Consider the following 23,593-nt stretch of genomic DNA (forward strand, 5'->3'; position numbering starts at 1 on the left):
ACGATGGCAACCGCCGCCGGGCCGGACCTGAGTACGGATGCTCAGATCATCTCCCGGGAGTGCTCAGCGCGACCTGAGTAGAGACCGGCCAAGCCGGCGGGCGGGTCTTCCGTTTTCCAGCTGTACGGCGCAGTGTCACGCAAGCAACGCCGACCGGTACCCCGCGACCGCTGTCCTTGGGTCGCCCCTCGACACCCCCTCACCCCGCAGAGGTCGACACCCCATGGCAGAACTCAATCGCCGCAGGTTCCTGCAGATCGCGGGCGGCACCGCCGCCGTCGCGATGCTGAACGAGAGCATCGCGCGCGCGGCCGCCATTCCGGCGCAGGGCAGCACCGGGACGATCCAGGACATCGAGCACGTCGTCGTCCTGATGCAGGAGAACCGTTCGTTCGACCAGTACTTCGGTGCGATGAAGGGCGTCCGGGGCTTCGGAGACCCGCGCCCGGTCCTCCAGGACAACGGCAAGTCCGTCTTCTACCAGTCCAACGGGACGAAGGACATCCTCCCCTTCAACCCGCAGGTCAACGACCTGGGCATGAAGTTCCTGGCGGGTCTGAACCACGACTGGGCCGGCGGCCACGCGGCCTACAACAACGGCAAGTACGACAAGTGGGTCCCGGCCAAGACGGCCACCACCATGGCGTACATGACCCGGAACGACATCCCGTTCCACTACGCGCTCGCCGACGCCTTCACGGTCTGCGACGCCTACCACTGCTCCTTCATCGGCGCCACCGACCCGAACCGCTACTACATGTGGACGGGCCACACGGGCAACGACGGCACCGGCGGCGGCCCGGTCCTCGGCAACCAGGAGGCCGGCTACGGCTGGAAGACCTACCCGGAGCGCCTGGAGGCGGCCGGGGTCTCCTGGAAGATCTACCAGGACATCGGCGACGGCCTGAACGCGGCCGGCTCGTGGGGCTGGATCAGCGACGCCTTCCGCGGCAACTACGGCGACAACTCGCTGCTGTACTTCAACAACTACCGCAACGCGGCGCCGGGCAGCGCGCTGTACGAGAAGGCCCGCACGGGCACCGACGCGAAGGCGGGCGAGGGCTACTTCGACAAGCTGCGCGCCGACGTCGTCAACGGCACGCTGCCCCAGGTGTCGTGGATCGCCGCCCCCGAGGCGTTCAGCGAACACCCGAACTGGCCGACGAACTTCGGCGCCTGGTACATCTCGCAGGTCCTGGACGCGCTGACCGCGAACCCGGCGGTGTGGGCGAAGACGGCCTTCTTCATCACCTACGACGAGAACGACGGCTTCTTCGACCACGTCGTGCCGCCGTACCCGCCGGCGTCCGCCGCGTGGGGGCTGTCCACGGCCGACGTCTCGAAGGACCTCTACGCCGGGGGCGGCGGCTACGCGGCCGGCCCGTACGGCCTCGGTCCGCGCGTCCCGATGATCGTGGTCTCCCCGTGGAGCAAGGGCGGCTACGTCTGCTCCGAGACCTTCGACCACACCTCGGTGATCCGCTTCATGGAGAAGCGCTTCGGCGTGCAGGAGCCCAACATCTCGCCGTGGCGCCGCGCCGTCTGCGGTGACCTGACCTCGGCGTTCGACTTCACGAGGGCGGACGCGGCGCCCGCGGCCCTCCCCTCCACCGCGGCCTACGTCCCGCCGGACCACAACACCCACCCGTCGTACGTCCCGACCCCGCCGGCGACGGGCACCCTGCCCAAGCAGGAGGCGGGCTCGAAGCCGACGCGCGCGCTGGGCTACGCCCCGTACGTGGACGGCAAGGCCACGCCCTCCACCGGCAAATTCACCCTGACCTTCTCCTCCGGCCCCGCCCTCGGTGCCCACTTCCACAGCACCTCGGGCAACCGTACGGACGGCCCCTGGCCCTACACGGTCGAGGCGGGCAAGACCCTGTCCGACACCTGGAGCACCAGCAGCTCCACCGGCAACCAGATCGACCTGACGGTGTGGGGCCCGAACGGGTTCCTGCGCACCTGGAAGGGCCCGGCGAAGAAGGCCGGTCCCGAGGTGACGGCCCGCCACGACGCGGCCACCGGCAACCTGAAGCTGACGCTGGGCAACTCCGGCTCGGCGGCGGTCAACCTCACGGTGTCCAACGCCTACGGCGGCGCCTCCCAGACCCTCCGGGTCGCGGCCGGCGGCACGGCGACGTACACGGCGAACCTGAGCACCACGGGCCGCTGGTACGACGTCAAGGTCGTCTCCGACACGGACACCACCTTCCTGCGCCGCTTCGCCGGCCACGTCGAAACGGGCGCCCCGGGCGTCTCCGACCCGGCGATCAAGACCGTCTGACGTCACCCCGGGGGGGGAAGAGCCCCGGATCCCACGCCCGCGAGGTCAACGCTCGCGCCAGCCTCGCGGGCGTGGCCAAGCCGGCCGGGGGGTGCGGGTCGGTGTGATGGTAGGCCCGGTGGGCAGAACGTACGGCGTCGCATCGCTCCGTCCCCGTCACCGAGGGAGAACGCATGGCCATCGCCCACCGCAGGATCGGCACCGGGCCCGTCCGCGTCATCGTGCTGCACGACTGGTTCGGCACCTCCGCCAACTGGGGCTCCGTGCTGGACTACTTGGACCCGGGGGAGTTCTCGTACGTCTTCCTCGACTACCGCGGCTACGGCGACCGCCGGGACGTCGCCGGCCGGTACGACCTCCCCGAGATCGCCGACGACGTGCTCGCGCTCGCCGACCAGCTCGGCTGGGACACCTTCTCCCTGATCGGCCACTCCATGGGCGGCAAGGCCGCCCAGCAGGTCCTCGTCCGGGCCCCCGAGCGGATCGAGCGCCTCGTCGGGATCAACCCGGTCCCGGCCGCCCCGTACGACATGGACGACGCCACCCGCACGCTCTTCCACGGCGCCGCCGAAAGCCCCGAGAACCGCCGCGCCATCCTCGACCTCGTCACCGGCAACCGGGCCGGCCGCCGCTGGATCAACCGGATGGTCGCCCACTCCCTGGAGATCTCCCGGCCCGAGGCCTTCGCCGACTACCTCGCGAGCTGGCAGCCGCTGGACCTGTCCGACGCCGTCAAGGGCAACACCGTGCCGGTCCTCGTCCTCGTCGGCGAGTACGACCTCGCGCTCACCGCCGACGTGATGCGCGCCACCTGGCAGGTCTGGTACCCGAACTGCCGCGTCCAGACCCTCCCCGGCGCCGGCCACTACCCGCCGCACGAGACGCCCGTGGCCTTCGCCGCCGAGGTCGAGGCGTTCCTGCGCGGCTAGGGGAACGCGAAAAACCCCCGGGGTACGAGGAGACCTCGTACCCCGGGGGATCAGGGTGAGTGACGGGACTTGAACCCGCGGCCACCTGGACCACAACCAGGTGCTCTACCAACTGAGCTACACCCACCACGAAGGGCGGCGGACCGCCCGTCGATGTGCATGCACAGCATAGCTGATCAGGTGGGTGCTCCCGCCACGCGTTATCCGGCGGACCGGCTCGCGGCCAGCGCCCCGGCGAGGCGGCCGGTGACGCTCCCGGCACGCCGGGCGGCGTGCGCCACGGCCGCCGTGGCCAGCGCCTTCACCACCGGGTGCGGCCGGGTCCCGTCGCCCGCCAGCTCCGGCTGGAACAGCGTGGCCAGGAAGAACGGGTGCTCCGGCAGCTCCGCCATCCGGACCTGCCCGTCCTCGTCGTGCCCCGACAGCCGCAGTCCCCGCGAGGTGAGCGCCGGCAGGTGCCGGGGCGCCGGACCGTAGTTGCAGTGGTAGCGCTCGACGGACCGCTCGGCGCCGAGCGCCGACTCGGCGAGCGATCCCGGCTCGGCCCGTACGAGGCCCTCGTGTCCGACGAGCGAACAGGCGAGCGGCGCGATCAGCAGGTCCTCGGCCCCGGGGTCGTTCTCGGCGTGCGCCGCCCCGGTCAGCCCGCAGGCGTTGCGGGCGTACTCCAGCAGGGCGTGCTGGAAGCCGCCGCAGGTGCCGAGGAAGGGGATGCCCTCCTCGCGCGCCACCCGGATCGCGGCGAGCGCCCCCGCCTCGCTGGCGTACGGGCTGCCGGGCAGCACCCACACCGCGTCGAAGCCGGCGAGCGCTCCGGAGGCGGCCTCTGCCCCGGCCTCGCCGGTCGGGATCCAGTACGCGTCCAGGACCAGTCCGTCGCGGGAGGCGAGGGCGTCGAGGAGGAGCGGGATCCGGGTGTGGGACTTCACGTGCGGGGAGCGGTCGCCGACGAGGGCGATACGGGCGATGGCGGAGGTCGGCGCGAAGGTGTGTGCGGTGCTCATGCGGATCATCCTGTGGCCGGGTCGCACTTCAGCGCCAACGATTGTTCCTGCACGACCCATCAGCAGAACTGATCGGCTGTTGTCCGTGCCGGGGCGCGGGCGGCTCAGTGCTTCAGCGCCGCCTTGGTCGCCACGATGATCAGGCCGAGGACGAGGTTGACGACCCCCTCGGCGGCCAGCTGGCGGCGGGTGGCGCCCGCCCGGGCGGCCCCCAGGCACGCCCACAGCACCTGCTGCCCCACCGCGACCCCCATCGCCAGCCAGGCCGTCGCCACGAAGTCCAGCCCGAGGAGGCCGCTGATCGCGACCGCGGCTGCCGGCAGCACGGCGGCCTCGACGATGGGCCACTCGTGCAGGGCCACCCGCTGGATCTCGGACCGGCTCCAGGGCTGCCCGACCAGCCGCTCTCCCGCCAGGATGGCGTAGACGTGCGTGGCCCAGAACACCAGCCCCGTGACGATCAGCAGGAGGATGAGCTGGAGCCGCGGGTAGCTGCCGGCGGTGCCCGCCGTGGCCACCACCGAGGTCGCGAGCAGCGAGCCGTACACGGCGCCGGCGGAGTCGGTCCTGACGCGGCGCCCGGACGGGACACTGGGGGTGCTCACCCCCCTCACGATAGGCACGCCGGGACCCGGCCGGCCCGGGGCGCGCCGGGGCGGTGGCACGCTGAGGCCATGGATCCGCACCTGCTCCGCACCTTCGTCGCCGTCGCCCGCCTCGCCTCCTTCTCCGGCGCCGCCCGCGAGCTCGGCTACACCCAGTCCGCCGTCTCGCAGCACATCGCCGCGCTGGAGGGCGACCTGCGCACCGAGCTGCTCACCCGGCGGCCCGTGGAGCCGACCCGGGCCGGGGCGCGGCTGCTGGAGCACGCCCGGCCGCTGCTGCTGCGGCTCGACGCCGCCCGGGCCGACGTGCTGCGGCTGGCCGCCGCGCCGCCCGGCCGGATCACGCTCGCCGCCTCCCCGCTCGCCGTCGGGCCCGCGCTGCTCGCCGCGATGCCCGCCACCGGGGTCACCCTGCGGGTGCTGGCGCCGGGTGAGGTGCCGGCCGCCGTCGCCGGCGGGGACTGCGACCTGGGACTGGTCGACGGACCGGCCGCGCCGAGCGATCCGCTGCGGCTGCCCGACGTGGCCCCGCTCGTGGTGACGGGCGTGGCCGAGGAGGAGCTGGCCGTGCTGTTCCCGGCCGGGCATCCGCTCGCCGCGCGGGCCGCCGTCGCCCTGGACGACCTGGCCGACGCGCGCTGGCTCGACGCGCCGGGCGTGGGGCCGCTGCCCGACGCGGTCCGCACGGCGCCCGCCCTGCGCTACGAGGGCACCGACCTGGCGGCGCTGTGCGCCCTGGCCGCCGCCGGGCACGGCCTGGCGCTGCTGCCGCTGCGGGTGGCGCGGGCGGCGGGCGCGGGGGTCGCCGTACCGCTGCGGGCACCGCGCCTGGTGCACCGTACGGAGCTGCTGGCGCCCGGGACTTTGTCCGGCGCGGCCGCTGCGCTGGCCCTGCGGCTCGGGGCAGGATCCCCGTATGGACCATGAAACCGCCCGGCCCGCCGCGCCCGTAGCGGACGCCGCGCCCGCAGGGGCCCCCGAGCCCGAACCGTTCACCACCGCCGACTACGCCGCCCGGATGGCCGCCGCCGCCGAGGCCGCCGCCGACGCGGGGCTCGCCGGGCTGCTGATCGCCCCCGGACCGGACCTCGCCCACCTCACCGGCTACCGCCCGACCGCCGAGACCGAGCGGCTCACCCTGCTCGTGCTGGCCGCCGGGCAGGAGCCGGTGCTCGTGGTGCCGACGCTGGAGGCCCCCGACGCGGCGAAGGCCCCGGGCGCCGGGGCGCTGACCCTGCGCGACTGGACCGACGGCAAGAGCCCGTACGCGACGACCGCCCCGCTGCTGGACGCGGCCGGCCGCTTCGGGGTGAGCGACAACACCTGGTCGCTCCACCTCCTCTCGCTCCAGCGGGAGTTGCCCACCACCTCCTACGTCCCGCTCACCGACGCCCTGCCGATGCTGCGCGCCGTCAAGGACGAGCGGGAGCTGGCCCGGCTCGCGGCGGCCGGGGCCGCCGCCGACGCGGTGTACGCGCAGGTCCTGCACCTTCCGTTCGCGGACCGCCGGGAGCGCGACGTCGCCGCCGACCTGGCCGGGCTGCTGCGCGTACACGGCCACTCCCAGGTCGACTTCACGGTCGTCGGCTCCGGCCCCAACGGCGCCAACCCGCACCACGAGGCCGGGGAGCGGGTCATCCGGCGCGGCGACATGGTCGTCCTCGACTTCGGCGGGCTCAAGGACGGATACGGTTCCGACATCTCCCGTACCGTCCACGTCGGCGAACCCGGGGCGGAGGAGCGGCGCGTCCACGACGTCGTCCGCGAGGCCCAGCAGGCCGGGGTGGCGGCCGTCCGGCCGGGGGTCTCCTGCCAGGAGGTCGACCGGGCGGCCCGCGCGGTGATCACCGAGTTCGGCTACGGCGACCGCTTCATCCACCGCACCGGGCACGGCATCGGCGTCACCACCCACGAGCCGCCGTACATGGTGGAGGGCGAGGAGCAGCCGATGGTGCCCGGGATGTGCTTCTCCGTCGAGCCGGGCATCTACCTGCCGGGGCGGTTCGGGGTGCGCATCGAGGACATCGTGACCGTGACGGCGGACGGCGGGCGCCGCCTCAACAACGCCCCGCGCGAACTGGCCGTCGTCGAGTAGCCGCTCGCGGTCCGGCCGCGGCTCACGGGCGCCGGCTCACGGGCCGAGGACCACCGCCGACTCGCCCGGTACGTGGATCCTGCCGTCCGGGCCCGGGTGTTCGAGGGGTTCCCAGGACGCCAGGACCCGGACCCCGTTGCGGCCGAGCGCGATCGTGGCGGGTTCGGCGGACAGGTTGACCACGATACGGAGGTCCCCGCGCCGGAAGGTCACCCAGCGGCGCTCCTCGTCGAAGGCGACCCGCACCGCCGCGAGGTCCGGGTCGCGCAGGTCGGGGTGGGTGCGGCGGAGCGCGATGAGGGTGCGGTACCAGGACAGCAGCCGGGCGTGCGGCTCCTGCCCGGGCTCCGCCCAGTCCAGCCGGGAGCGGTCCCGGGTTGCGGGGTCCTGCGGGTCCGGGATCTCCTCCGCCTTCCAGCCGTGCGCGGCGAACTCCCGGCGCCGCCCGGCGCGCACCGTCTCGGCGAGCGCCGGGTCGGGGTGGTCCGTGAAGTACTGCCACGGCGTGCCGGCGCCCCACTCCTCGCCCATGAACAGCATCGGCACGAACGGCCCGGTCAGCGCCACCGCCGCGGCGCAGGCCAGCAGCCCGGGGGAGAGCGAGGCGGAGAGCCGGTCGCCCAGCGCCCGGTTGCCGATCTGGTCGTGGGTCTGGGCGTAGCCGAGGAAGCGGTGCGCGGGGGTGCGGCGGCGGTCCACGGGGCGGCCGTGACCGCGGCCCCGGAAGGAGGACCAGGTGCCGTCGTGGAAGAAGGCCCGGGTCAGGGTCTTGGCGAGGGCGGCGAGCGGGGCCTCGGCGAAGTCGGCGTAGTACGCCTGGGACTCGCCGGTCAGCGCGCAGTGCAGGGCGTGGTGGAAGTCGTCGTTCCACTGCGCGTGCAGGCCGAGCCCGCCGGCCGCGCGCGGGGTGGTGGTGCGCGGGTCGCAGCGGTCCGACTCGGCGATCAGGAACAGCGGCCGGCCCGTCTCCGCCGCCAGGTCGTCCACGGCGGCCGCCAGCTCCTCCAGGAAGGTCAGCGCCCGCCCGTCGGCCAGGGCGTGGACGGCGTCCAGGCGGAGCCCGTCGATCCGGTAGTCCCGCAGCCAGGCGAGGGCGCTGCCCAGGAAGTACGCCCGTACCTCGTCGGAACCCGGCGCGTCCAGGTTCACGGCCGCGCCCCAGGGGGTGTGGTGGGTGTCGGTGAAGTACGGGCCGAAGGCCGGGAGGTGGTTGCCGGAGGGCCCGAGGTGGTTGTGGACCACGTCCAGCACCACCCCCAGCCCGGCCGAGTGCGCCGCGTCGACGAACCGGGCGAGGCCGGCCGGGCCGCCGTACGGCTCGTGCACCGCCCACGGCGCGACCCCGTCGTACCCCCAGCCGTGCCGGCCGGGGAAGGGGCAGACCGGCATCAGCTCGACGTGCGTGACGCCGAGCGCGGTCAGGTGCGGGAGCCGGGCCGCGGCCGCGTCGAAGGTGCCCTCGGGGGTGAAGGTGCCCGGGTGCAGCTCGTACAGCACCGCGTCCTGGAGCGGCACGCGCGGCGGCTCCGCCGTGGGGCGCAGCGCCTGGAGGTCCACGACCGCGCTGAGCCCGTCGGGGCCGTCCGGCAGGCGCCGCCCGCGCGGGTCGGGGCGTACGGCGGCCCCGTCCTCCGCGTCGCCGACGCCGAGCAGGAACCCGTACCGGTCCCCGTCGGAGGCCGGCGCCTCCACGGTCCACCAGCCGCCCCGGCCGGCGTCCGCCGGGTCGGGCGACATCTCGTACGTGGCGCCGTTCAGCCGCAGCGCGACCCGGTCTGTCAGCGGTGCCCACACCTCGAATTGCACGGACGGTCCCCTCGTCTGCGGCGGTGCCCAGCCTGCGTCTCGCGCCCATCATCGCGGGATCGGCGGGGCCGTTCTGGACACTCCGGCCCTGACGGGCCGACAATCACCCTGTGACGTCGAGTTTCGAGTTTCCCGCCTACCCCGCCCCGCGGCTGTCCGACGCGGAGCGCGACAAGGCGCTGGGCCAGCTCAGGGAGGGCGCGGCCCTCGGCAAACTGTCGCACGACACCTTCCTGCGGCGCATGGAACTCGCGTTGGTCGCCCGCCGTTCCGAGGAACTCGCCGTGCTCACCGCCGACCTCAAGGACCGGGAGGGCACGGAGAGCCCGTGGAGCCGCCGGCTGTTCGGCTGGGTGGGGCGGGCCTCCGCAGTGTCCGTCGGCGTCCGCCGGGCCTGGGCCGCCGAGCGGCTGCCCAAGCTGCTGTTCCCGCACCCGGGCTTCGGGCCGCTGCGGATCGGCCGCGATCCGGGCAACGGGCTGCGGCTCACGCACGAGACCGTCTCGCGGGTGCACGCGGAGCTGAGCCTGCGCGACGGGCTGTGGGTGCTCAGGGACCTCGGCTCCACCAACGGCACCACCGTCAACGGGCGCCGGGTGACCGGCTCGGCGGTGGTGCGCGACGGGGACCAGGTCGGGTTCGGGCGGATCACGTACCGGCTGTCCGCGAGTTGATCCGCCTTCGGGGGCGCAACGGTCCGCCACGGTGCCGGTGGGCGGCGGGATCCGGGCGGGGCGCAGGATGGGGCCCATGGAAGAAGCCACTCCCGTAGCCCCGGCCACTCCCGCGGTCCGGGCCGCTCCCGTCGTCCGGCCGGCCCGGCCCGAGGACCTGCCCCGCCTCGTCCAACTCGTCGACGAGCACGTCGCGTACGAGCGGTCCGCCCCGCGCCCGCCGGGACTCGCCGGCCGGCTCGGCCCGCAACTGTTCGCCGAGGGCGCCCGGCTGTGGGTGCTGCTCGCCGAGACCCCGGACGGCACGGTCGCCGGATACGCCGCCTGCTCGGCGGAGTTCGCGTTCTGGGACGCCCGGCACTACCTCCACATGGACTGCCTCTACCTCGCCGAGGACGCCCGGGGGCACGGTCTGGGCGCCGCGCTGATGGAGGGCGTGGCCGGGCTCGCGCGGGAGCTCGGCCTCGACCAGGTGCAGTGGCAGACCCCGGACTGGAACGAGGGCGCGATCCGGTTCTACGACCGGCTGGGGGCGACGGGCACGGCGAAGCGCCGGTACGGGTGGGAGGTTCCCGGCGCTGTTCAGCCCCAGGTTCGGGAGCAGAGCACCAGTCGGTAGCCGTCCGGGTCGGCGACCGTCACGCCGTACTCGTCCCAGTACGGGTTGTGCGCGGGGACGCGGGTTCCGCCGGCCGCCACCAGGGCGTCGACCAGGGCCTCGTCCACGGGGGCGCCGAGGTAGACCACGAACAGGTCCTCCACCGTCGGCGTCGGCTCCAGCGGGTGTTCGGGGTCGTGCGTCAGCTCGAAGTGCCAGGCGCCGCCCGGCGGGCCGACCATCACGAGGTCGTGCTCGCCCGGTACGCGCTCGGTGGTGCGCCACTGCACGGCCAGGCCGAGGCCGTCCACGTAGAAGCGTTCGGCTGCGGCGAGGTCCCGGGAGGGGCGGGCCACCCGGACATGGGTCGCGGCACCGACGGCCGGGGCGGCGGGCTGGGACGACGTTTCCTGAGGCATGGCCCGACCATACGATCTTGGAACCCGCTCTGGCCAGATCGGTCCGGGATCCGCCGCCGCCGGACGCGCCCCGGTCGCTCTCACGGGTCCGGCGTCACCGCCACGAGCCGTTCGTACGCCGCCAGTACGGTCCGGGACTGGTGCTCCACCTGGGTGGCCACCGGCACCCAGCGGGCCTGGAAGCGCGCCGCGAACTCCTCGCACCAGCCGGTGACCAGCCGGTCCAGCCCGGGCGCCGCCGGATGGTGGCGCACGCGCAGGACGCGCAGCAGCATCGCGGCGGCGCGCAGCGACAGGCGGCGACCGAAGGCGTCGATGCTGCCGATGTACGCGGCGGTGGCCTCGGTGGGCGCGCCGGGCCCCGTCCACTCGGCGGCGATCAGCGGGATCAGGGCCAGCGTCCAGTCCACGGCCCGCAGCAGCGGCGCGGCGCCGTCGCCACCGTCCGCCCCGCCGTCCGCGATGCCGTCCGGGAGGCCGTTGCGTACGGCCGCGACCCGCGCGGCGTCCACGGTGAGCCGGGCGGCCAGCATCCGCAGGGCCCCGCGCGGGTCGGGGTGCGGGGCCGGGTCGTCCACCAGGTCGGAGGCCCACATGGGGACTTCGACGATCGCGGTGGTCCCGGCGTACCGGTGGGCGTGGTACCAGGTGCTGAGCCGGGTGTCCTCCGGGTGGAAGGCCCCGGCGGCGTTGGTAGCGGGCTCCGGCATGACGAAGATCCCCGCGCCGGGGGAGGGCCAGCCGGCCGCGTCGGACGCGGAGGTCTCCACGGGGATGCGCAGTTCGGCGGCGGACTTGCCGAAGGGCTCGGCGAGGCCCGGTATGTCCCGGGTGAGCTGGACCCAGGAGCCGCCGAGGTCGGTGCCGTGCAGGGAGACCTGGAGGACCGGCCGGAGTTCGTCGATGACGGCGGTCAGGGCGCGGGTCTCGGGCGGCAGCCGGTCCGGGGGCAGTAAAGACGGGGCCCACTCGGGCTGTTCGGGGCCGGGCGGCCGGAAGAAGTTGCGGTGGTAGTCGAGGAGGGAGTACGGGCGCGGGGTGCGGTGCAGGGCCGCGCCGTCGGGGTCCGCGCAGAGCAGGAAGTGCCAGCCGCACCCGGCGCGGGGCGCGGGGTCGCGGATGACGCGGCGGGCGAGGTCGAGGGCGGTGGCGCCGCCGACGGGCTCGTTGGCGTGGGCTCCGGCGACGACGAGCACGTGCCGGGACGCTCTCGCGGGTCGCACGGAGAGCAGCCAGAGCGGAGCCCCGCCCCGGGAGGTCCCGGCCTGCCGGAGCCGGACCAGCCGGGGCTCGGCGTCGGCCAGCGCGCGGGCGGCCAGGGCCAGTTCGTGCGGGGTGGGATAGCACATGTCACGGATGAGGGTCACAAGTGATGCCATGCCCGCCGCGCATGCCCCCTACTGCTCCGCACGCCCCACCATTTTCCGAAGAAACCCCTGGCCAAAGCCTCGCCACCCCAGCGCCCGCACGGGCGGCCGAGAGCCGATCGAACTCCGATCGAACTCGCCGGCGAGGCCGCCGACGCCCCCTCCGGGGCGGTCCGGGCAGCGGCGGCGCGCGGCGGCGCCGGCACGGACGGCTGCGGCGGCGACGGCGACGCGAACGCCGAGGTCGCCTGCCAGGCTTGACCGGGCCGGGCCGGGCCGGGCCGGGCCGGGCGCGGCTCGGGGGCGCTACTGCTGGTGGAGGCCTCGGGAGGCGAGGGTGAGGAAGGCTTCGCCCACCGCCTCCGACAGCGTCGGATGGGCGTGGACGTGCCGCGCCACGTCCGACGGCTCCGCGTCCCAGCCCACGATCAGCTGGCTCTCCGCGATCATCTCCGACACGTGCGGCCCCACCAGGTGCACGCCCAGCACCCGCCCGTTCCGCTGCGCGACCACCTTCACCGAGCCGCCCTGCCCGTGCACCATCCCCTTCGCCACCGCCGTCAACGGCATCGTGTTGACCACCACGTCGTACGACGCGGCCCGCGCCTCCGCCTCCGTCAGCCCCACCGCCGCCGTCTGCGGCGACGAGTACGTCACCCTCGGCACCGCCGCGTAGTCCACCGGCGGGCTCGCGACCCCGGCCAGGGTCTCGGCCACCAGCAGCCCCTCCGCGAACGAGGCGTGCGCCAGCCCCAGCGACGGCGGCGGCAGCAGGTCGCCCACCACGTGGATCCCCGCGACCGCCGTCTCCAGCCGCGACCAGTCGGCCGGCGCCACGAACCCCCGCCCGTCGGTGGCCAGTCCGGCCGCCGCCAGGTCCAGCCCGTCGGTCACCGGAACCCGCCCGACCGCCACCAGCAGGCGCTCCGCCGTCAGCTCCCGCACGTCCCCGCGCGGACCCCGCACGGTGGCCCGTACGCCCCCGCCCGCCGGCCGCTCGACCCCTTCCAGCCGGGCCCCGGTCCGCACGTCGATCCCGCGCTTCTTCAGCCCCCGCGTCAGATGCCGCGAGACGTCCGCGTCCTCCAGCGGAACCAGCCGGTCCGCAGCCTCGACCAGCGTCACCTCCGCGCCCATCGAGCGGTGGAACGAGGCGTACTCCACCCCGATCGCCCCGCCGCCGAGCACCAGCACCGACCCCGGCAGCCCGGGCGCGAACAACGCGTCGTCGCTGGTGACGACGGTGTGCCCGTCCGGCTCCAGCCCCGGCAGGACGCGCGGCCGCGAGCCGGTGGCCAGCACGACGCCGCGCCGCGCGGTGAACTCCCGCCCGTCCTGCGTCCGCACGGAGCGCGGCCCGGTCAGCCGGGCCCCGGTGCGCACCACCCGCACGCCCGCGTGCTCCAGGTGCCCCTCCACGCCCTTGTGGTTGCGCGCGACGATGCCGTCCCGCGTCGCGGTCAGGGCGGCCCAGTCCACGGACTCCACGCTCGCCCGGACCCCCCACCGCTCCCGCGCCTCGGCCACGCCGTCAACGAGTTCGGCCGCGTGCAGCATCGCCTTGCTGGGGATGCAGCCGCGGTGCAGGCAGGTCCCGCCGACCTTGTCGCGTTCCGCGAGGACGACGCTCAGGCCGAGGGTCGCGGCGCGCAGGGCGGTGCTGTAGCCGCCGGTTCCGCCGCCGATCACGATCACGTCCGCGGTGTCGGGGATGGTCTCGGTGCTCACGCTGGTCTCGGTGTTCATGTGGCCAGCCTGCGCGGCCCGTTGCGATGAATCCAAGGCAATGATCTTCTCGGTTCCATGCACGCTCTTTATGCTTCCTGCTCATGAGCCTGCGCCAGATGGAGTACTTCCTCACTGTCGTGGAGGAGTCCTCCTTCACCCGGGCCGCCGAGGCCCTGCACGTCACCCAGCCCGCCCTCTCCCACCAGGTCAAGGCCCTGGAGCGGTCCGTGGGCGGCGCGTTGCTGGAGCGCATGCCGCGCGCGGTCCGGCTCACCGCCATGGGCCGCGCCTTCCTGCCGCACGCCCAGCTCGCCGTCCGCAGCGCCCGGCAGGCCGAGCGGGCCGCCCGCGCCGCGGCCGGGGCGACCGGCGGGGAGCTGCACGTCGCCACCGTCCACGCGGTCGCGGTCGGCCTGCTGCCCGCCGTCGCCGCCCGCTGGCGGGAGCTGCACCCCGGCGTGGCGCTGGTGCTGCGCGAGTACGGGTCCACCGAGGCTCTGGAGGAGCAGCTGGAGCGGGGCGTCGCCGACCTCGCCGTGGGGCCGGAGCCCAAGGACTGGAGCGGTCCGGTGCTTCCGGTCGGGCAGGAGGAACTCGTCCTGGTCGTGCCGTTCGACGATCCGCTCGCTGGGCGGGGCGCCGTCCGGCTCACCGAGCTCGCCGACCGGGACTGGATCCGCTGCGCGATGGAGCCCGTGGTGCACGGCGAGGCGTTCATCGACTGGGCGTGCGGGCGGGTGGGCTTCACCCCGCGCACGGTGCTCCGTACGGAACACACCTCGACGGCGGTGCGGATGGCCGCCGCCGGGGTGGGCGTCGTCGTGGCCCCGGCCCACATGGTCCGGGGCGCCGTCGGCGAGGACTGCGTGCTGCTCTCCCTGGATCCGCCGTGGCACCGGCCGCTGGCGGTGTTCTCCCGGGTCCCGCTGACCGGTGCCGCCGCGGCCTTCGCCCGGCTACTCGACGCGCAGTAGCGCCACCGCCGGCCGGTCGCGCAACAGCTCGGCCAGCGGCGTCTCGCCCAGGTACGAGCCGTACGAGCCCTCCTGGCCCAGGGGAGCCCAGCGGCCCGGCGGCAGGGCCAGGGCGGTATCGCGCCAGCCGCCGGCCCCGGCGAGCCGGAGCGAGAGCCGGGTGGCCACCGCGACGAGCCCGGGCGAGGCCCCCGCCCCCGGGCCGGCCCCCCGGGCGAAGGCGACGCAGTGCCCGGCCGCCGGGCCGCGCGCGGCGAGCGGGGCGTAGCCGCTGAACAGCCCCGGCCGGTCGCGGCGCAGCCGCAGCAGCGCCGCCGTCAGGGCGAGCTTCTCGTCCGCCGCGCCCTGTGGGGCGGCGCCCGCGTCGAGCCGGGCCAGCTCCTCCCGGGGGAAGCGGGCCGGGCGCCGGTTGTCGGGGTCGACCAGCGCCCGGTACTCGGTCTCGGCGCCCTGATAGATCTCCGGCACCCCCGGCATGGCCAGGTGCAGCAGCGTCATCCCCAGCACGTTGGCCCGCGCGGCGCCCGCGAACTCCGCCGCCCCGGGCCCGACGACGTCCACCGGGTCGCCGGGCGGGCCGGGGAGCAGCGCTTCGATCCCCGGGCCCGGGACCAGCGCGTCGATACCCGCCTCGTACGCCGCGTCCGGGTCGGTCCAGGTGGTGCGCAGGCCGGCCTCGCGGGCCGACTTCAGCAAGGCCTCGGTCAGCCGGGTCGCCCGGTCCGGCGCCTCCCCGAGGCCGAGCGCGCTCTGCCGGGCCACCCAGGCGAGCTGCGGGTCCGCGCCGTCGGCCGGCGCCGGCCCGCCCATCAGCCCCGGTGCCTGCGACAGCACCGCGATCCGGGCCCGGACGTCCGCGCTGCGCTTGGTGTCGTGCGTGGACAACACCGTCCCGGAGGCGGGCCAGTCCCGCTCCAGCTCCGCGCAGTACGCGTGGAACTCCGCCACCGGCACCGCCGGATCCCCCGGGTCCCCGCCCACCTCCGTGGCCGACAGCAGCGGGGCGTACCGGTAGAACGCCCGGTCCTCCAGGGACTTGGCCCGCAGCGCCGCCGAGGTCTGGGCGAAGCGCGCCGCGAACGCCGGATCCCGCAGCAGGAGGTCCCGTACGGACGCCACCGCCTCGGCGCCGACGGCCTCGGCCGCCCGCTCCAGGGCCCGCGGCGGCAGCCCCGGGCCGCCCGGATACGGCCGGTAGACCGGAAATGCGATCAGCAACTCCCGTACGGCTGCGGCATGTTCCGGCCCAGCCAGGCGTTCCAGCGCCGCCAGCTCCGCGGCGAGATCGCCGGTCAGGACCTCCCGCGCACAGGCCGCCGCCGTCTCCTCCCAGTCGGGCAGGCCGGTGAACTCCACGTACCGCGCGGCGAGTTCGCGTACCCCTTCCGGGTCGGTGAACAGCCCGTCCACCCGGTGCAGCGCGTCGTACCCGGTGGTGCCCGCCACCGGCCAGTCGCGCGGCAGCCGCTCCCGGCGGGCCAGGATCTTCTCCACCACCACCCAGCACCCGTCCCCGACGGCCGTCCGCAGCCGCCGCAGGTACTCCTGCGGATCCGCCAGCCCGTCCACGTGGTCGATCCGCAGCCCCTCGGCCACCCCGTCCCGGACCAGCTCCAGCACCTTGGCGTGGGTGGCCTCGAACACCCCCGGGTCCTCCACCCGGACCCCGATCAGCTCGGAAATCGTGAAGAAGCGGCGGTAGTTGAGCTGCGTCCGCGCCTCCCGCCACCACGCGGGCCGGTACCACTGCGCGGCCAGCAGCTCCGGCAGCGGCAGTCCGGCCGTCCCCGCCCGCAGCGGGAACACGTGGTCGCCGTGGCGCAGCAGCTCCCCGTCGGCCGTGAGCTCGCCCGGGGAGAGGGGCCCGGCCAGCACCGGCAGCAGCACCTGCCCGCCGCCCGCCTCCCAGTCGATGTCGAACCAGCGCGCGTACGGGGAGTGCGGCCCCTCCCGCAGCACCTCCCACAGCGGCCGGTTCAGGTGCAGTGGCCGCGGTACGGCCATGTGGTTCGGGACGATGTCGAGGACCAGGCCGAGCCCGTGAGCCCGGGCGGTCTCCGCCAGGGCCCGCAGCCCCGGCTCGCCGCCGAGCTCCGGGCGCACCCGGGTGTGGTCGGTGACGTCGTACCCGTGATCGGAGCCGGGGACCGCCTCCAGTACGGGGGAGAGGTGCAGGTGGGAGACGCCGAGCGAGGCGAGGTGGGACACCGCCTCCCCGGCCGCCGCGAACGGGAAGTCGGGGCCCAGCTGGAGGCGGTACGTCGACGTGGGTGACGCCTGGGTGACGGCTGTCGGAACGTCAGGTTCCGATCGGGGGCGCGCGTACGGCTGGCTCATGAGAACGTACGTACCCACCCTGCGGGATTCCGTGCCATTACCCAATGCATCCGGGTGATCGCATGGAGTTAGCGTTGATCAAGTGTTTGGAACCGTCGACACCTATCGAAGAGTCATCGCCCTGACCGGGCCCCTCCTGCCGCTCATGTCCTTCCTCGCCCGACTGCCCGTCGCGATGTCCCAGTTCGGGAGCGTCCTGCTGGTCGCCGAGACCAGTGGCTCCCTCGCCACCGCCGGCATCGTCGGCGGCACCCTCTCCGCCGGCCAGGTGGTCTGCGGACCCGTCCTCGGTCGGCTCTCCGACCGCCACGGGCAACGCCCCGTGGTGCTGACCGCCGCCGCCGTCAACGCGGTCGCCACCGCCGCCCTCGTCGCCGGGGCCCTCGGCGGCCTCGCCACCCTCCCGCTCGCCGCCCTCGGGGCCGTCACCGGCGCCTCCGTACCGCTGATCGGCCCGCTCGCCCGCACCCGCTCCGTTGCCCTCGCGCACCGCGCGGGGTCCGGCGAGGGCGTGGTGGGCGCCGTCCACTCGCTCGAAGGCACCCTCGACGAGGTCTCGTTCGTCATCGGCCCGGCCCTGGTCGGGCTCGCCGCGCTGATCGCCCACCCAGCCGTCGCCCTCGGCGGCGCCGCGGCCCTCGTCGCCGTCTTCGGCACGGCCTACGCCCTGCACCCGACCGCCGCCGTCACGGCCGGGTTGCCCGCGGCGGACCGGGCCCGCGCCGCCAAGGGCCGCGTCCGGACCCGGCAGCCGCGCGTCGTGTACGCCGTGCGGGGTTCGCTCGCCCTCCAGGGCGCCATGTTCGGCGGCTGTCAGGCCGGAATCGCCGCGCTCACCGCGCAGTTGGGCGTCCCCGGCCAGGCCGGCATCGTCTACGCCGCCATGGGCGTCGTCAGCGCCGCCGTCGGCCTCGCGCTCGGCGCGCTGCCCGCCCGCATCGGGCTCCGGCTGCGCTGGCGGGTGGCCACCGGCGCCGCGCTGCTGCTCTCCGTACCCCTCCTCCTCACCGACACCCTGGCGCCGCTGTACGCGGTCGTCACCGTCCTCGGGGCCGCCTACGCCCCCCACCTGATCACCGCGTTCGCGCTCACCGAGCGGGCCGTGGCGCCCGCCCGGCTCGCCGAGGCGATGGCCTTCGCCGCCAGCTCGCTGGTCGCCGGGCAGGCCCTCGCACTCGCCGTCTCCGGGCGGCTCGCCGAGTGGTACGGGCCCTCCGGGGCCTTCGCGGTCGCCGTGGGCGCGGCCGCGCTGTCCCTCGGCCTGGCCCTCGCCACCCGGGTCCCGGCCGCCCGCACCCACCACACCGCCGCGCCGGCGCTGACCCCGGCCGAAGGGGTCGCCTACGCCGGCCGCTGAAGCACCACCAGACACCGCCCCGTGAGCGCCACCCGGTCCCCGGCCGCGTACTGCGGCCCGGTGCCGGGTGGCAGGACGTCCGCCCGCGCCGTGTCCACCACCAGCCGCCACTGCGCGCCGTGCCCCGCGGGCACGGTGAAGTCCTGCGGGTCGGCCCCCGCGTTGAACATCAGCAGGAACGAGTCGTCGGTGATCCGCTCCCCGCGGCTGCCCGGCTCGGAGATCGCCTCGCCGTTGAGGAACACCGTCAGGGCCCGCGCGTGCTGCGCCTGCCAGTCCCGGGCCCGCATCTCCTCGCCGTACGGGGTGAACCAGGCGATGTCGGAGAGCTCGTCGTGCGTGCCCTCCACCGGCCGCCCGTGGAAGAACCGGCGCCGCCGGAACACCGGGTGGTCGCGCCGCAGCCACACCATCTGCCGGGTGAACTCCAACAACCCGGGCGCCGGTTTGCCCGGCTCGGGCCAGGTCACCCAGGACAGGTCGTTGTCCTGGCAGTAGGCGTTGTTGTTGCCGCCCTGGCTCCGGGCGAACTCGTCGCCGTGGCTGAGCATCGGCACGCCCTGCGACAGCATCAGCGTGGCCATGAAGTTGCGCATCTGACGCTCGCGCAGCTCCAGGACCTCCGGATCCTCCGTCGGACCCTCGGTCCCGCAGTTCCAGGACCGGTTGTGCGTCTCGCCGTCCCGGTTGCCCTCGCGGTTGGCCTCGTTGTGCTTCTCGTTGTACGAGACCAGGTCGTGCAGGGTGAAACCGTCGTGGCAGGTCGTGAAGTTGATGGAGGCCAGCGGCCGCCGCCCGTCGTCCTGGTAGAGGTCCGAAGAGCCGGTCAGCCGCCCCGCGAACTCCGCGAGGGTGCGCGGCTGCCCGCGCCACAAGTCCCTCACGGTGTCGCGGTACTTGCCGTTCCACTCGGTCCACAGTGGCGGGAAGTTGCCCACCTGGTAGCCGCCCTCGCCCAGGTCCCACGGCTCCGCGATCAGTTTCACCTGGCTGACCACCGGGTCCTGCTGCACCAGGTCGAAGAACGAGGACAGCCGGTCCACCTCGTGGAACTGCCGGGCGAGGGTGGCCGCCAGGTCGAAGCGGAAGCCGTCCACGTGCATCTCGGTGACCCAGTACCGCAGCGAGTCCATGATCAGCTGGAGCACGTGCGGGGAGCGCATGAGGAGCGAGTTCCCGGTCCCCGTGGTGTCCGTGTAGTGCCGCGGATCGTCCGCCAGCCGGTAGTACGAGGCGTTGTCGAGCCCCCGGAACGACAGGGTCGGCCCCAGGTGGTTGCCCTCCGCCGTGTGGTTGTAGACCACGTCCAGGATCACCTCGATCCCCGCCTCGTGCAGCGCCCGCACCGCCGACTTGAACTCCAGCACCTGCTGGCCGCGGTCGCCCGAGGCGTAGCCGTTGTGCGGGGCGAAGAACCCGATGGTGTTGTAGCCCCAGTAGTTGCTCAGCCCGTCGTCCACGAGACGGTGGTCGTTGACCGACTGGTGCACGGGCATCAACTCCAGCGCCGTCACCCCGAGTTTGGTGAGGTGGCCGATCACCGCCGGGTGCGCGAGCGCCCCGTACGTCCCGCGCAGTTCCTCGGGGAGATCCGGATGGCGCATGGTCAGACCCTTGACGTGGGCCTCGTACAGCACCGTGTGGTGGTACTCGTGGCGCGGCGGGCGGTCGTTCGCCCAGTCGAAGTACGGATTCACCACCACCGAACTCATCGTGTGCGGCGCCGAGTCCAGATCGTTGCGCGAATCGGGCCGCCCGAAGTGGTACCCGTACACCTCCTCGCCCCAGTCGACACTGCCCGCGATCGCCCGCGCGTACGGGTCGAGCAGCAGCTTCGCCGCGTTGCAGCGCTGCCCGCGCTCGGGCTCGTACGGGCCGTGCACGCGGAAACCGTAGCGCTGACCCGGCATCACGCCGGGCAGGTAGGCGTGCCGGACGAAGGCGTCCGTCTCCCGCAGCTCGACGGCGGTCTCCGAGCCGTCGTCGTGCAAAAGACACAGCTCAATGCGTCGGGCGGCCTCCGAATAGACCGCGAAATTGGTGCCGGCGCCGTCGTACGTGGCACCGAGCGGATACGCCTGTCCCGGCCAGACCTGCATGGATAACGACTCTTCCCCTCTGCGACGGGCTTGATCCGGCGTGGACCACGTCACTGCCAGATCTTCCCCGAAAGAGGGTCCCCAAGCGGGGACTTGGGATGCTCCCACCGGGTGACCCGGAGAGCCGATATGCGGGTCAACGGACTATGCGGGCATCGGATAATGGGTCAACGGACCTGCGGCGTACGGCCCGTCGGGCTGCGTCGGGGCGCACGCGCGGAGTACCCTTCCGTGATCACTGGAGACGGGCGTCCAGACGCAGAAGGCGGTGCACGGGTGAGCTCGGGAGGTCTGGAGCTGCCCCCTGGTGACAGCGGTCACGAGGGCGGCCCGGCTGATGCCGCAGGCGGGGCGCCGGGCGGCGCGCCCGCCGGGGTGCCGGCCGGGGCGGTGTCACTGGCCCCGTCGTCGACCGGGAACGTGCGCACCGGGGCCGAGCTGGACTGGGGCGCTGAGGCGTGGAGCGAGGTCCGCACCCGGGCCCAGCGCGCGGGCCGCGCGTACATCTGGCTGAATCTCGTCGAGCAGCGGCTGCGGGCCGTCGTCGGCGCGGTGCTGCGCCCGATCTACGAGCCGGTGCACGGGCAGGACGACTGGGTCGTCGCGGCAGCCGGGCCCGCCGGGCAGGAGTGGGTGCAGCGCGCCGTGGCGGTACGGGAGGTCAGCCGGCGCAAGGGCTACCTGCTGGACCCGGCCGACGACAACGTGCTGAGCTTCCTCACCCTGCCCCAGCTGCGGGAGCTGATGGTCCAGCACTGGCCCTGCTTCGAGCCGTACTTCGACGACCGGCGCGACATCGAGCTGGCGCTGGACGAGCTGGAGGTCACCCGGAACGTGGTCTCCCGCAACCGGGCCCTGTCACGGGCGGTGCTGGAGCAGGCCGAACGGGCCTCGGCACGGCTGCTGGAGGTCCTGGGCGGGGGCGCGGGCAGCCCGGCGGCGGACCGGCTGCCGATCGACGCCGTCGAGGACCTGGTGGGCGACCGGTACGCGGACGTCATCTCGGTCCACCCGGACCGGGTGCGGCTCCAGCGGCAGCTGCCGGCCGAGGACCTGTTCGGGGGCGCGCGGCGGCTCGACGCCATCGGCATAGGCCTCAACCTGCTGGTGCAGAACTTCTCGGGCCGAAGACTCGTCCGCCTCACGGAGGCGGGCTGCCGGGTGCGGCTGCTGTTCCTGAACCCGGCGAGCAGCGCCGTCAAGCGGCGCGAGCGGGAGCTGGGGCTGCGCAAGGGCGAGCTGAGCCGGTCGGTGGAGATGAACATCCTGCACGTGCGCCGGGTGCGGGCGGGGCTGAAGGACCCCTCGCGGTTCGACATCCACGTCTTCGACGAGACCCCGCGCTTCACCGCCTACCTGGTGGAGGGGGAGTCCTCGGGCATCGCGGTGGTCCAGTCGTACCTGCGGCGGGCGCGGGGCATGGAGGCCCCGGTGCTGGTCCTGCGCGGTGGCGGCGGGCGGGGCGCGGCGAAGGACGCGGACCACGGACTGTTCCCGACGTACCGGGAGGAATTCGAATCCGTGTGGGAGGACTCCCGCCCGGTGTCGTGACTGTCAGTGCCCCGTGGCAGGCTGAAAGTCGTTGACCGGATGGATGTACGGGGGAGGGGCGCGTCATGGTGGCGTGGCACGGGGGAGCGCTGGTCGGATTCGACCTGGAGACGACGGGGACGGAGCCGGGGGAGTCGCGGATCGTGACGGCCGCGGTGGTCGAGGTACGCGGCGGCGAGGTGCGCGAGCGGCGCGGCTGGCTCGCCGATCCGGGGATACCGATCCCGGAGCAGGCCTCGGCGATCCACGGGATCAGCACGGCTCGGGCCGTCGCGGAGGGCCGCCCGGTGCGGGAGGTCGCGGAGGAGGTGGCGGCCGTCCTGGTGGAGCACTGGCGGCGCGGCGCGGTGGTGGTCGCCTACAACGCGGCCTTCGACCTGACGCTGCTGTCCGCGGAGCTGGCCCGGCACGGGCTGCCGTCGCTGTCCGACCGGCTCGGCGGGGCCGAGACGGGGCCGGTGGTGGACCCGCTGACCATCGACCGGGCCGTGGACCGCTACCGGCGCGGCAAGCGCACGCTGGAGGCGGTGTGCGGGGTGTACGGGGTCACCCTGGACGACGCGCACGACGCCGGGGCGGACGCGCTGGCCGCGGTCCAGGTGGCCCGCGCGATAGCCGACCGCCACCCGGAGGTGGCCGGCCTCACCCCGGCCGACCTGCATGACCGCCAGAGCGCCTGGCACGCCCGCTGGGCCCGCGACTTCCAGTCCTACCTCCGCCGCCAGGGCACCCCGGACGCGGTGATCGACACCGCCTGGCCCCTTCGCGGCCTCATCCCGGCCGCGGCCGCGGCCACGGCCTGAGGGCGGCGGGGCCGGAGGGACGCCGGTACCGCGCCGGTCAGAAGGCGTGCCAGCGGGTTTCGGGGGTGTTGTCGCGGAGCGAGGTGACGCGGCGGCGGAATTCGGCCAGGGCGTTGGGGTTCGTCGGGGCGTGTTGGGCGACCCAGGCACAGCTGGCCGTTTCGCGGGCGCCGCGCAGGACCGCGCAGCCTGCCCAGGTGCGGACGTCCCAGCCGTAGGCCGTGGCGAACGCGTCGTAGGAAGCGGCGGGCAGGCCGTAGCGGTCGCGGGACAGGGCCATCACCACCAGGTCGTGCTCGCGCAGGTCGGCCGAGACGGTCTCCAGGTCGACCAGCACCGGTCCGTCCGGGCCCACGTGGACGTTGCGGGGAAGGGCGTCGCCGTGGATCGCGCCCCGGGGCAGGTGCGGGGTGAGGCCGGCCACCTCGCCGGCGTACGCGTCGCGCCGCTCGCGCAGGTAGGCGGCGTCCGCCGGGTCGATGGCCTGGCCGGCCAGCCGCAGCCAGCGCTCGACGCCGCCCAGCAGGTCCCGCGGTGGCAGGTCGAACGGCGGGGCGGGCAGCGCGTGGACGCGCCGCAGCAGCGCCGCGAGGTCCTCCGGACCGGCCGGGCGGACCGCGTCCGGCAGCCGGTGCCACACCGTCAGCGGGTGCCCGTCCACCAGCCGCGGCTTCGGCTCGGCCGCGCGCACGGCCGGGACACCGGCGTCCGCGAACCAGGCCGCGACCGCCAGCTCCCGCTCGGCGCGCTCCAGCAGCGCCGCCTCCCGACCCACCTTCACGACCAGGTCGCCGACCGCGAAGACGGCGTTCTCGCCGAGGGCCAGCAGCGCGGCCCGCTCCGTGGGGCCGAGCCCCGCCGCCGTCAGTACGTCCCTGGCCCGCGCCTCGTCCATGCCGCCCTCCGCCACCCGTCCGGTTCGTCGTGAATCCGCCAAGTCTCGCATCCGGTTGCCGCGCGCCT

At 74.6% G+C, this 23,593-nt stretch carries 19 protein-coding genes and 1 tRNA gene; 10 read left to right on the forward strand and 10 right to left on the reverse strand.

From position 1 onward, the window contains the following. The first annotated feature begins 223 nt into the window (after positions 1–223). Complete coding sequence (locus OG982_RS23970) at positions 224–2,284, forward strand: phosphocholine-specific phospholipase C (protein WP_266783463.1); 2,061 nt, start codon at positions 224–226, stop codon at positions 2,282–2,284. 173 nt (positions 2,285–2,457) lie between these two features. After that, a complete protein-coding gene (locus OG982_RS23975; RefSeq protein ID WP_266783461.1) occupies positions 2,458–3,213 on the forward strand; it encodes an alpha/beta fold hydrolase in 756 nt (251 codons plus the stop codon). A gap of 54 nt (positions 3,214–3,267) precedes the next feature. Here OG982_RS23975 and OG982_RS23980 read toward each other — a convergent pair. From OG982_RS23980 to OG982_RS23990, 3 genes are all read right to left on the reverse strand, one after another. Further along, positions 3,268–3,340, reverse strand: a tRNA-His gene (locus tag OG982_RS23980). A 73-nt stretch (positions 3,341–3,413) separates the two neighbouring features. Further along, complete coding sequence (locus OG982_RS23985) at positions 3,414–4,217, reverse strand: hypothetical protein (protein ID WP_266783459.1); 804 nt, start codon at positions 4,215–4,217, stop codon at positions 3,414–3,416. 104 nt (positions 4,218–4,321) lie between these two features. Further along, a complete protein-coding gene (locus OG982_RS23990; protein ID WP_266783457.1) occupies positions 4,322–4,822 on the reverse strand; it encodes a hypothetical protein in 501 nt (166 codons plus the stop codon). A gap of 69 nt (positions 4,823–4,891) precedes the next feature. Here OG982_RS23990 and OG982_RS23995 point away from each other — a divergent pair, with 69 nt between their 5' ends. Together OG982_RS23995 and OG982_RS24000 are read left to right on the forward strand one after the other, a co-directional pair. Beyond that, positions 4,892–5,749 (forward strand): LysR family transcriptional regulator, encoded by an 858-nt coding sequence (locus OG982_RS23995; RefSeq protein ID WP_266949235.1) that lies wholly within the window; start codon positions 4,892–4,894, stop codon positions 5,747–5,749. A gap of 91 nt (positions 5,750–5,840) precedes the next feature. Beyond that, entirely contained in the window at positions 5,841–6,917 is a 1,077-nt protein-coding gene (locus OG982_RS24000; protein WP_266791748.1) for an aminopeptidase P family protein, read from the forward strand. A gap of 36 nt (positions 6,918–6,953) precedes the next feature. Here OG982_RS24000 and treZ read toward each other — a convergent pair whose 3' ends face one another. Beyond that, positions 6,954–8,723 (reverse strand): malto-oligosyltrehalose trehalohydrolase, encoded by a 1,770-nt coding sequence (gene treZ, locus OG982_RS24005; protein ID WP_266949236.1) that lies wholly within the window; start codon positions 8,721–8,723, stop codon positions 6,954–6,956. A gap of 110 nt (positions 8,724–8,833) precedes the next feature. Here treZ and OG982_RS24010 point away from each other — a divergent pair, with 110 nt between their 5' ends. Then, positions 8,834–9,397, forward strand: a complete 564-nt coding sequence (locus OG982_RS24010) for a DUF1707 and FHA domain-containing protein (RefSeq protein WP_266783451.1) — start codon at positions 8,834–8,836, stop codon at positions 9,395–9,397. Between the two features lie 76 nt (positions 9,398–9,473). After that, positions 9,474–10,016, forward strand: coding sequence for a GNAT family N-acetyltransferase (locus tag OG982_RS24015; RefSeq protein WP_266783449.1), 543 nt, complete (start codon positions 9,474–9,476; stop codon positions 10,014–10,016). Here OG982_RS24015 and OG982_RS24020 read toward each other — a convergent pair. The 3 genes from OG982_RS24020 to lpdA all read right to left on the reverse strand — a co-directional run bounded on the left by OG982_RS24020 (position 9,980) and on the right by lpdA (position 13,527). Then, on the reverse strand, positions 9,980–10,414 hold the full coding sequence (locus tag OG982_RS24020; protein ID WP_266783447.1) for a VOC family protein: 435 nt from the start codon (positions 10,412–10,414) through the stop codon (positions 9,980–9,982). The two genes, OG982_RS24015 and OG982_RS24020, sit on opposite strands and share 37 nt — an antisense overlap. Before the next feature lie 80 nt (positions 10,415–10,494). Beyond that, positions 10,495–11,781, reverse strand: a complete 1,287-nt coding sequence (locus OG982_RS24025; protein WP_266791746.1) for a M14 family zinc carboxypeptidase — start codon at positions 11,779–11,781, stop codon at positions 10,495–10,497. A 306-nt stretch (positions 11,782–12,087) separates the two neighbouring features. Next, complete coding sequence (gene lpdA / locus OG982_RS24030) at positions 12,088–13,527, reverse strand: dihydrolipoyl dehydrogenase (RefSeq protein ID WP_266949237.1); 1,440 nt, start codon at positions 13,525–13,527, stop codon at positions 12,088–12,090. 83 nt (positions 13,528–13,610) lie between these two features. Between lpdA and OG982_RS24035 the strand changes: the two genes are divergently transcribed. Next, positions 13,611–14,483, forward strand: a complete 873-nt coding sequence (locus OG982_RS24035; RefSeq protein WP_266783443.1) for a LysR family transcriptional regulator — start codon at positions 13,611–13,613, stop codon at positions 14,481–14,483. Here OG982_RS24035 and treY read toward each other — a convergent pair. Continuing rightward, a complete protein-coding gene (gene treY, locus OG982_RS24040) occupies positions 14,466–16,820 on the reverse strand; it encodes a malto-oligosyltrehalose synthase (protein WP_266949238.1) in 2,355 nt (784 codons plus the stop codon). The two genes, OG982_RS24035 and treY, sit on opposite strands and share 18 nt — an antisense overlap. Positions 16,821–16,902: 82 nt before the next feature. Here treY and OG982_RS24045 point away from each other — a divergent pair, with 82 nt between their 5' ends. Then, positions 16,903–18,177, forward strand: a complete 1,275-nt coding sequence (locus tag OG982_RS24045) for an MFS transporter (RefSeq protein WP_266783439.1) — start codon at positions 16,903–16,905, stop codon at positions 18,175–18,177. On the opposite strand, the gene glgX is transcribed toward OG982_RS24045, so the two are convergent. Next, the gene (glgX, locus tag OG982_RS24050) at positions 18,162–20,276 is read right to left on the reverse strand and encodes a glycogen debranching protein GlgX (RefSeq protein WP_266783437.1); all 2,115 of its coding nucleotides are present in this window, start codon (positions 20,274–20,276) and stop codon (positions 18,162–18,164) included. The genes OG982_RS24045 and glgX overlap by 16 nt on opposite strands. A gap of 276 nt (positions 20,277–20,552) precedes the next feature. Here glgX and OG982_RS24055 point away from each other — a divergent pair, with 276 nt between their 5' ends. Beyond that, a complete protein-coding gene (locus tag OG982_RS24055; protein WP_266783435.1) occupies positions 20,553–21,827 on the forward strand; it encodes an SAV2148 family HEPN domain-containing protein in 1,275 nt (424 codons plus the stop codon). Positions 21,828–21,892: 65 nt separating this feature from the next. Beyond that, positions 21,893–22,630: a 3'-5' exonuclease gene (locus OG982_RS24060; protein WP_266783433.1), complete on the forward strand. Its 738-nt coding sequence runs from the start codon at positions 21,893–21,895 to the stop codon at positions 22,628–22,630. Between the two features lie 37 nt (positions 22,631–22,667). Here the strand turns inward: OG982_RS24060 and OG982_RS24065 are convergent, their stop codons facing one another. Next, positions 22,668–23,525 carry a phosphotransferase enzyme family protein gene (locus OG982_RS24065; protein ID WP_266783431.1) on the reverse strand — a complete coding sequence of 286 codons (858 nt, stop codon included), beginning with the start codon at positions 23,523–23,525 and terminating at the stop codon, positions 22,668–22,670. Positions 23,526–23,593 lie beyond the last annotated feature (68 nt).

Origin of the sequence: Streptomyces sp. NBC_01551 (genome assembly GCF_026339935.1) — a bacterium.
Lineage (GTDB): Bacteria > Actinomycetota > Actinomycetes > Streptomycetales > Streptomycetaceae > Streptomyces.

Excerpts from the sequence above, each read along its gene's own strand:
- OG982_RS23970 (WP_266783463.1), top strand. The coding sequence starts at position 224 with ATGGCAGAACTCAATCGCCGCAGGTTCCTGCAGATCGCGGGCGGCACC.
- OG982_RS23975 (WP_266783461.1), top strand. The coding sequence starts at position 2,458 with ATGGCCATCGCCCACCGCAGGATCGGCACCGGGCCCGTCCGCGTCATC.
- OG982_RS23985 (WP_266783459.1), bottom strand. The coding sequence starts at position 4,217 with ATGAGCACCGCACACACCTTCGCGCCGACCTCCGCCATCGCCCGTATC.
- OG982_RS23995 (WP_266949235.1), top strand. The coding sequence starts at position 4,892 with ATGGATCCGCACCTGCTCCGCACCTTCGTCGCCGTCGCCCGCCTCGCC.
- OG982_RS24000 (WP_266791748.1), top strand. The coding sequence starts at position 5,841 with ATGGCCGCCGCCGCCGAGGCCGCCGCCGACGCGGGGCTCGCCGGGCTG.
- OG982_RS24015 (WP_266783449.1), top strand. The coding sequence starts at position 9,474 with ATGGAAGAAGCCACTCCCGTAGCCCCGGCCACTCCCGCGGTCCGGGCC.
- OG982_RS24020 (WP_266783447.1), bottom strand. The coding sequence starts at position 10,414 with ATGCCTCAGGAAACGTCGTCCCAGCCCGCCGCCCCGGCCGTCGGTGCC.
- lpdA (WP_266949237.1), bottom strand. The coding sequence starts at position 13,527 with ATGAACACCGAGACCAGCGTGAGCACCGAGACCATCCCCGACACCGCG.
- OG982_RS24035 (WP_266783443.1), top strand. The coding sequence starts at position 13,611 with ATGAGCCTGCGCCAGATGGAGTACTTCCTCACTGTCGTGGAGGAGTCC.
- treY (WP_266949238.1), bottom strand. The coding sequence starts at position 16,820 with ATGAGCCAGCCGTACGCGCGCCCCCGATCGGAACCTGACGTTCCGACA.
- glgX (WP_266783437.1), bottom strand. The coding sequence starts at position 20,276 with ATGCAGGTCTGGCCGGGACAGGCGTATCCGCTCGGTGCCACGTACGAC.
- OG982_RS24060 (WP_266783433.1), top strand. The coding sequence starts at position 21,893 with ATGGTGGCGTGGCACGGGGGAGCGCTGGTCGGATTCGACCTGGAGACG.
- OG982_RS24065 (WP_266783431.1), bottom strand. The coding sequence starts at position 23,525 with ATGGACGAGGCGCGGGCCAGGGACGTACTGACGGCGGCGGGGCTCGGC.